The sequence below is a fragment of the Nocardiopsis chromatogenes YIM 90109 genome (assembly GCF_000341185.1).
In the GTDB taxonomy this organism is placed as follows: Bacteria; Actinomycetota; Actinomycetes; order Streptosporangiales; family Streptosporangiaceae; genus Nocardiopsis_A; species Nocardiopsis_A chromatogenes.
Map to the genome: position 1 here is coordinate 1 of NZ_ANBH01000305.1, position 3,762 is coordinate 3,762.

Genomic DNA, 3,762 nt, shown 5'->3' on the forward strand with positions numbered 1-3,762 from the left:
AGATCTGGGAGTCCAACGGCTACATGCTCACCGCGGCGGCGATCGCCGCGGGCTGCGACGGCCACCGGCACTCCTTCGTCGGCGACGAGCCCTCCGCCGTGCTGGACGCGATCGACGACGTGCTGATGCAGGCCGACATCGTGGTCACCACCGGCGGGGTGAGCATGGGCGCCTACGACCCGGTCAAGGAGGCGCTGTCCGGGCTGGGGACGGTGCGGTTCGAGCAGGTCGCCATGCAGCCGGGCAAGCCGCAGGGGTGCGGCACCGTGGGCGAGGACGCCACGCCGATCATCACACTCCCGGGCAATCCGGTGAGCGCCTTCGTCTCCTTCTACGTGCTGCTGCTCCCGGCGCTGCACCGCATGCAGGGGGTGGCGCCCGACCCGCTGCCCACGGTCTCCGCGCGCCTGTCCGCGCCGGTGTCCTCGCCGCCCGGCCGCCGCTCCTACCTGCGCGTGCGCCTGGAGGAGGACGCGGGGGCCGACGGCGGCCTCCGGGCCGTCCCCGCGTCGCGGCAGGCCTCCCACCAGCTCTCCGCCCTGGCCGACGCCGACGGGCTGGCCGTGGTCCCCGAGGACGCCGAGGGCCTGCCCGAGGGGACGGAGGTCGCCGTCCTGAGGCTTCCCCGGCCCTAGGATCAGGTGAGTTCGAGTCCGCCGTCGAGGGTGAGCACCTGACCGGTGAGCCAGGTCGTGCCCGGGTCGGCGAGCCGCAGCACCCACTGGGCGACCTCGTCGGGCTCGCCGCGGCGGCCCAGCGGGATCCGCGCGGCCTCGGCCTCCTTGATCCGGGCCGCGTCGGCCTCGGTGAGCCCGGCGGCCGACAGGGCCTCGCTTTCGGTGGGGCCCGGCGCCACGGCGTTGACCCGCACCCCCTCGGAGGCCAGTTCCAGCGCCCAGCAGCGCGTCAATTGCTCGATGGCGGCCTTGGAGGCCGCGTAGTGGGCGGCGCCGGGCAGGGGGCGGTGGCCATAGGTGCTGGAGACGTTGACGATCGTCCCCCCTCGGCCGCGCAGGTGCGGCAGGGCCGCGGCCGCCAGGAGGCTGGGCGCGGTCACGTTGAGCGCGAACAGCGCGGCGATGCGGTCGGCATCGGTTTCGGCCAGCGGCATCATCCCGGTGGCGCCGGCGTTGTTGACGAGCACGTCGATACGGCCCCACCGCTGCATCGCGGCCCGGACCACCTCGGCGGGGGCGTCGGGGGCGCGCAGGTCGGCGGGGTGAGTGGCGATGCCGGGGTGGTGGGCGGCGGTGGCCTGGAGCGCCTCGTGGCGCCGCCCCACCCCGAGGACGCGTGTTCCTGCGCGGGCCATGGCGATCGCGGTGGCGCGGCCGATGCCCGATCCGGCGCCGGTGACGATGGCGACCCGGTCGGTGACGCCGGTGTTCCGGTGGTGCTGCGGCTCGGTCAACACATCCCCTTTGTTCGTTGTTCGTCGAATATCGAACAAGCTGGCATGGGGGCCATGAGACGCGCACACCACCCGGCGACCGAGGAACTGTCGTTGCCCGAGGTGATGGCGGCGCTCAGTGACCCGTTGCGCATCGGGCTCGTGCGGCTGCTCGCCGACGGCGCCGAGCGCGGATGGGGCGAGCTGCGGGCGCCGGTGGCCAAGTCGACGCTCAGCCACCACCTGCGGGTCCTGCGCGATGCGGGGGTGACCCGCACCCGCCAGGAGGGCACCCGCTGCTTCGTCGTGCTGCGCCGCCGGGACCTGGAGGATCGCTTCCCCGGGCTGGTCGAGGCCCTGCTGGGGGCCGCAGACGCCGAAGACGTGGGCGGCGGCGTCCACCTCGCCTCCGACGCCGGCTCCACGGCCGCTTGCCGCTGACGGCGCCCGGAGACCACCCGCCGCTCCACGCCGCCCGCCCCGGCCCGGACGGGCGCCACCGCCGTGCGGAACATCGGATCCAGGGCGCGGGCCCCGGACCGGGAACCGGTCGGCGGCGTGCCGACCGGCTCCTTCCGGGCCGCGCCATGCTGCTCGGGCGGCGGGGGCCTGCGCCCCCGGGGGCGGGTGGGATACCTTCGGTGCCATGTCCGCACCACCTCCCCACCCCTCCGGATTCACCCACCTCGACTCGGCGGGCGCGGCCCGCATGGTGGACGTCACCGGCAAGGACGTCTCCGCCCGCTCCGCCACCGCCTCCGGCCGGGTCCGCGTCCGCGCCGAGGTGGTCGAGGCCCTGCGCAGCGGCACCGTGCCCAAGGGCGACGCGCTCGCGGTGGCCCGCATCGCCGGGATCCAGGCCGCCAAGCGCACCCCCGACCTGGTGCCGCTGTGCCACCCCATCGCGATCCACGGCGCCGACGTGGACCTGCGGGTGCGCGAGGAGGACGTGCTCATCACCGCCACCGTCCGCACCGCCGACCGCACCGGCGTGGAGATGGAGGCCCTCACCTGCGTGATGGCCGCCGCCCTGGGGCTGGTCGACATGGTCAAGGCGATCGACCCGGCGGCCGTGGTCACCGACGTGCGGGTGGAGGAGAAGACCGGCGGCAAGACCGGCCACTGGACCCGCCCCGACGGTGCCGGGGAGCCCGGGGAGGCCGCCGAGGGCGGGGGCCCGCGGTGAGCGGCGCCTACCGTGCGGTGGTGGTCACCGCCTCCAACCGCGCCGCCGCCGGGGTCTACCCGGACCGCTCCGGCCCGGTGCTCGCCGAGGCGCTGCGCGCCGCCGGGCTGGAGGCCGACGGCCCGTGGGTGGTCCCCGACGGCCCACCCGTCGCCGAGGCCCTGCGGCGCGCCCTGGACGCCGGGTACGACGCCGCCCTGACCACCGGCGGCACCGGCCTGACCCCCGGGGACGCGACCCCCGAGGCCACCCGCGGGCTGCTGGTCTGCGAGATCCCCGGCATCCCGGAGGCGATGCGCGCCGCCGGACGGGAGAAGGGCGTGCCCTCGGCGACCCTCTCCCGCGGACTGGCCGGGGTGGCCGAGCGGGAGGGCGACGGCCACCGCATGCTCGTGGTGAACCTTCCCGGCTCCAGCGGCGGCGTCCGCGACGGCATGGAGGTGCTCGCCCCCGTGCTGGCCCACGCCATCGACCAGATGCGCGGCGGCGACCACCCGGGGTCCGCGGGCGGCGCGTGAGCGGCCCACCGGCCGCTCCGTCCCGCCCGACGGCCGAAGTGGAATACTGGACGTGTCGCCCGGGGCCGCCCGGGGGACTCCGGGCCCGGGCGCGGCCGACGCACCGCCCGGGGCGGCACTGACCCGTGATGCACCGGGGAGGACGAGCGACGTTGAGTCGGATACGCGGCTGGCCCGTCACGCTCACCGAGGGTCCGGTGGGGCTTCGGCCGCTGCGCGTGCGGGACGCCCGCGCGCTCAGGGAGACGCGGGTGCGCAACGCCGAATGGCTGCGCCCGTGGGAGCCCACCCACCCCGAGATGCCGCTGCAGACCTCGTCTCTGACCCCGTATGTGGCCATGCTCCAGGCGATCCGCCGGGAGGCCCGCCACGGCCTCTCCATGCCCTGGGCCGTCACCTACGAGGGCCGGTTCGCCGGGCAGCTGACGGTCAGTGCCATCGTGTGGGGCTCGGCCCGCTCGGCGCAGGTGGGCTACTGGATCGACCGGGAGGTCGCCGGGCGCGGGGTCACCCCCACGGCGGTCGCCCTGGCCGTGGACCACTCCTTCTTCACCGTCGGCCTGCACCGCATCGAGGCCAACATCCGCCCGGAGAACCGGGCCAGCCGCAGGGTCGCCGAGAAGCTCGGCTTCCGCGAGGAGGGCGTGCGCCAGCGGCAGGGGCCCAAC

Annotated in this window: 6 protein-coding genes; 5 read left to right on the forward strand and 1 reads right to left on the reverse strand. The window is 76.1% G+C overall.

Annotated features, from left to right (window positions below; translation table 11 throughout):
• The coding region (locus tag D476_RS0127130; RefSeq protein ID WP_017627040.1) for a molybdopterin molybdotransferase MoeA at positions 1-635 on the forward strand (635 nt) is incomplete at its 5' end.
• Positions 636-637: 2 nt separating this feature from the next.
• Here the strand turns inward: D476_RS0127130 and D476_RS0127135 are convergent.
• Positions 638-1,411 carry an SDR family NAD(P)-dependent oxidoreductase gene (locus D476_RS0127135; RefSeq protein WP_017627041.1) on the reverse strand — a complete coding sequence of 258 codons (774 nt, stop codon included), beginning with the start codon at positions 1,409-1,411 and terminating at the stop codon, positions 638-640.
• Between the two features lie 54 nt (positions 1,412-1,465).
• Here D476_RS0127135 and D476_RS0127140 point away from each other — a divergent pair, with 54 nt between their 5' ends.
• The 4 genes from D476_RS0127140 to D476_RS0127155 form a co-directional block, all read left to right on the forward strand.
• On the forward strand, positions 1,466-1,831 hold the full coding sequence (locus D476_RS0127140; protein WP_040727585.1) for an ArsR/SmtB family transcription factor: 366 nt from the start codon (positions 1,466-1,468) through the stop codon (positions 1,829-1,831).
• A 205-nt stretch (positions 1,832-2,036) separates the two neighbouring features.
• Positions 2,037-2,576 (forward strand): cyclic pyranopterin monophosphate synthase MoaC, encoded by a 540-nt coding sequence (moaC, locus tag D476_RS0127145; protein ID WP_026123904.1) that lies wholly within the window; start codon positions 2,037-2,039, stop codon positions 2,574-2,576.
• Positions 2,573-3,094, forward strand: coding sequence for a MogA/MoaB family molybdenum cofactor biosynthesis protein (locus D476_RS0127150; RefSeq protein WP_017627044.1), 522 nt, complete (start codon positions 2,573-2,575; stop codon positions 3,092-3,094). Before moaC ends, D476_RS0127150 begins: the two co-directional genes overlap by 4 nt.
• Positions 3,095-3,246: 152 nt before the next feature.
• The coding region (locus D476_RS0127155) for a GNAT family N-acetyltransferase (protein WP_083939662.1) at positions 3,247-3,762 on the forward strand (516 nt) is incomplete at its 3' end.

Excerpts from the sequence above, each read along its gene's own strand:
- D476_RS0127140 (WP_040727585.1), top strand. The coding sequence starts at position 1,466 with ATGAGACGCGCACACCACCCGGCGACCGAGGAACTGTCGTTGCCCGAG.
- moaC (WP_026123904.1), top strand. The coding sequence starts at position 2,037 with ATGTCCGCACCACCTCCCCACCCCTCCGGATTCACCCACCTCGACTCG.